The sequence below is a fragment of the Hydrogenophaga sp. genome (assembly GCF_048549895.1).
Lineage (GTDB): Bacteria > Pseudomonadota > Gammaproteobacteria > Burkholderiales > Burkholderiaceae_C > Hydrogenophaga.
The window spans coordinates 1-3,992 of the sequence record NZ_JBLYYB010000054.1; the positions used below are offsets into that span (position 1 = coordinate 1).

The 3,992-nt window shown below is 59.5% G+C and carries 3 protein-coding genes; all 3 read right to left on the minus strand.

Annotated elements, in window-relative coordinates:
- Positions 1–1,984: S8 family peptidase (locus ACN4F8_RS05695; protein ID WP_419472660.1), on the minus strand; the 1,984-nt coding region annotated here is incomplete at its 3' end.
- 27 nt (positions 1,985–2,011) lie between these two features.
- The gene (locus ACN4F8_RS05700; protein WP_419472661.1) at positions 2,012–3,010 is read right to left on the minus strand and encodes an AAA family ATPase; all 999 of its coding nucleotides are present in this window, start codon (positions 3,008–3,010) and stop codon (positions 2,012–2,014) included.
- Positions 3,011–3,303: 293 nt separating this feature from the next.
- A partial coding sequence (locus ACN4F8_RS05705; RefSeq protein ID WP_419472662.1) for a LysR substrate-binding domain-containing protein occupies positions 3,304–3,992 on the minus strand: 689 nt, incomplete at its 5' end.

A 3,992-nucleotide genomic window follows, 5' to 3' on the forward strand; every position in this document is an offset into this window, starting at 1 on the left:
CATGCAGATGCATTTCCCGAGTCTTCACTCCATCCTTGGTCTTGTAGTACGGCTGAAGCTGATCCTGCACGATCATCGTCAGCGAGTTACTTGCGCTGTATATGGCCCGCTCCAGGCTCGGCACGCCGTAGCCACAGTGGCGCAACAGGCTCCTCAAAGTTTGCTTGGTTCGCACGCCACCGGGCGTGTAGGTGTCGAGCATAGGCGGTGTCCACCTCGCAGAATGCACCATCAAGCCGCGCACAGTCTCTGGCCAGAAGTCGGGATAGGCCGCCGAGATACGTGCGCTCATGCCAGCGGCCAGCGCAGTGGCTGCGCTTGTAGCCCAACTCAGCGAGAAGAGGCGCTCGTGGGGCAGATGCCCCGTCGTCAGCAGGGACAGACTGCTCATCGAGCAGGCGAAACCCATCGGCTCCATGGCGGTGTTCCCCCCCTCCATCACGATATCGGGCTTGAACGGCCAGCCGTTCTGCCAGGTCATGGATGTCGTGGTGTACGGGCTGAGGTTCCCCGCAGCAGCAACAGCTGCATAGTGCTGTGCGTTTTCTTCAGTGATCGTGGTGAGTTCGGAGCAGGCACCGACAGTCAGGGCGTTCCACGCTTGACCCGGGTCATGTATCGAATTGGTCGCCAGGCTATCGGGGTAGGCAGCCCAGGAGTCGTTGTCGATCGTGTTGCCTGCGCTTAGGACGAAGAGCCGCGGTGATGCACCTTGGTCATCGTAATCGCACGCCAGGCGGTCCACTTCGGCCGACCAAGACGATGGCCGTCCACGATCCCGAGCGTCGGTGGATGAGACTGCCATGGCAAACACGCGTCGGCGATCTACATCAGTGATCTCGACACGCGCCACGGCTTCTGCCGTGATGGCGCCGTAGGACTCACCTTCATTGTCCCCCGGCCAGCGCAAGATCTTCACCGACTCCAGGCGATGGGGAACCTGCAGTGGCACGTTGTCCGAAAGCACATGGGTAAGGTCGCCCATGAGGGCCAAGCCCGCCAGTTCGGTGCCATGGCCGTTGGCGTCATCTGCACCCCATTCCGGTTCTGTCGAATGGCGGTCTGCATCGGCGATAAAGGGTGCCAAAAGAGGATGGCCATGGTTGACCCCGGTATCGAGCAAGGTAACGTAGGCATTGCCAGCAGGTTGTGGCATCAGGCGAGCTTGGAGATCACTTTGCCATTGGGCTTGTTCGTCCAAGGGAAGGCCATCGAAGAACGCTGCAGTGGTCTTCGCCCGGCGCAACTCCGCAATCATGTTGAGTACCAGTGATGCTTGGAGCAACTGCGCCTTACTGCCGTGAATCTGGGCAACGATGCGCTCGGGGAAATAGAGCACTCTCTCGCTGACCTGCAGTCCGGCAAGCTGCGACACGGTCCGGAAGTCTCCGAAGGTCTGCTGCGCATGCCCGCCCAGTGGCAGCCAGGCCTCCCACCAGATCATCTCCGCATCGTCTGCGGGCAGCGCTTCAGGTGCATCGGTCCAGAGCGACCAAAACGTCGCCACGCGCAGCGTTTTGATGGCATCAACCAGACCTTGGTTGTCCAGAGGGCCGCCGTTCTTGTTCGTCTTGTAGCCTACGTAAGCGGTGACCAAATTCTCGAAATGCTTAAGCTTGCCTTCGGGGATGAAAACAGTCGCCAAAACCTGATCGTCGCGTTTTCGGACGTTCATCAGCTCGATGCCTTGCTTGTCCCTTGCAAGGCTCGCTGCCGCCAGCTCGACCGCTTGCTCACTCTCGAATTCGACCTGGATGCCGATAGCGCTCTGCACATTGACCGCATGCAGTTCCGCTGCGCGCTGCTTTTGGACGATGGCCACTGCAGCGAGCTGTGTGCGCAAGTGCAGGCCATGCTGCTGTCGCTCCTTGGCGGGGATCCCGGGCTCAGGATCGCGCGCCTGCTGTTTTGCGGTGTATTTCTCTGCAGTACTCGTATTCTGCGGGATGAGGTGCTGACGATTCTGCGGATGTTGGGTCGCCATACCTTGGATTCGTGCTCGGCTCTGTGTTTATGCGCGTGAAGCCGGAGAGCGGCGTCGAACGGCTTGGCGCTGCTGCAGCAGCAACTTCACTGCCTCGACCGGAACACTGTCATGGTCGTGCATGACCGCCTCCTTGACCGCATCGCCTACGGCGCGGGTGATTTCGGCGTGACTCAAACCGACTGCTTCGGTCACCAGGCTGCCGATGGACCTGGTGGACTTCAGGAAACCCCCAAGCCGCATACGCAGCAAGGCTCGGATTTCATCAGCCGATGGAACGTGGTACTCGACTAGGTCGTCAAAGCGCCTGAACAGCGCCTCGTCCAGAATATCCACGTGATTGGTGGCGGCGACAATGACACTGCTGGACTCGTCCTGTTCGATCATTAGCAGAAAGCTGTTGAGGATGCGGCGGATTTCCCCGACGTCATTGGACAGACCCCTCTGGCTGCCGATGGCATCGAACTCGTCGAAGAAGTAGACGCCCCGCGTCGATGCCACGGCATCGAATACCTGTCGCAGCTTGGCGGCTGACTCGCCCATAAACTTTGTGATGAGCGCATCGAGCCGGACCACAAACAGTGGAATCCCGAGCTCTCCCGCCAATGCGGCAGCCGTCATTGTCTTGCCCGTGCCGGACGGCCCAACGAGTAGCAGCTTGCGACGTGGCTGCAGCCCATGACTGCGTAGTTTGCTGAAGTGCCGGTGTTCTTTTAGTAACTGCTTAAGGTCATCCAGAACTGTTGGTGCAAGAACCATGTCCGACAAGCGCCTGGACGGGTAAGAAACGCTCAGCAGCGACGACAGCTCGCCTTTGGGGCGAGCTATGGGAATTGCCGCTTCCGCGCCGCCGGTGTTGCGCCTTGCCTTTGCTACGTCGATCAGCCCGCGCAGCTCTTCAGCGAGCTTACCGTGGCCGTGCCTGGCTTCGTGCGCCGCCATTTGCATCGCCACGCTATAAAAATGGCGCTCATCTCCCTCCGCATAGGAGCGGAACAGAGCTTTGAGTTGGTCACCATTTGCCATTTCGTCAAGAATATCAGGCTTATGCCTACGATAATGGCAAGCCTGACGCGCGTGGCTTGCATGGCGCGCAGAATGTCGTTTTAAAGACGGCTCGTGTCAGTGCAATTGCTGGTGTTGGCTCACCGCGGAACAGCGCCATAGCTTACCCAGCGCTCTGTGGGCCGTTTCTGCGAGGCCCCATCCAACTCAGGATGGAAGTCTCACTTCAGCCGTAGCGCTGTAGGTGGGCGGTCCATGCCTTCTCCGTGTTGGGGCGGTTCACATTCAAGCCGATGCTGTGATCTTTTGGGACCTCATTTAGAGCCAGTGCAATGGCGCAAAAACCCCTCGGCTGCAGATCCGAGCTTCTTTGATCGATGCAGAACGATTGAAAGCGTCCGATCCACAACAGGAAAAGTTGTGGCGAGCTGCACAAGCCAGCGGTGCTGCACTGCATCGCTGACTGCAAGAGCTGACAGACAGCCCAGACCGATGCCCGCGGCTACGGCTCGTTTGACGGCCTCGTTGGTGCCGAGCTCGAGCTCCACCTGCATTTCAGGCAATTGAGGGATGAGCCAACGATCGGCCGCCTCCCGTGTCCCTGATCCTGATTCGCGCAGGACCCAACTCGTATGGGCCAATTGCCGCGCGCTCACCTTCCGCAACGCCATTGGGTGCCCAGGTGAAGCGATGATGACCATGTGGTCAGTCCGCCATCGCCGCACGCTCAACTCGGCATGAGTATGCGTGCCTTCGATAAAGCCGATGTCGGCACTAAATGCCGCGACGGATTCGAACACGTCGTGAGTGTTGGCGATCTGGACCAGCACAGGACTGCGAGGATGTGCGCTCTTCCATCCGGCGATAAGTTCCGGCAATAAATACTCGCCTATCGTGTAACTCGAGGCAAGTCGGAGCGGGGCTGCGTGGGCGGCCGTGAATAGGGCCTGGGCTTCCGCAGACTGCTCCAAGATACCTGCCGCCTTAGGGAGCAAGGCTCGAC

Excerpts from the sequence above, each read along its gene's own strand:
- ACN4F8_RS05700 (WP_419472661.1), bottom strand. The coding sequence starts at position 3,010 with ATGGCAAATGGTGACCAACTCAAAGCTCTGTTCCGCTCCTATGCGGAG.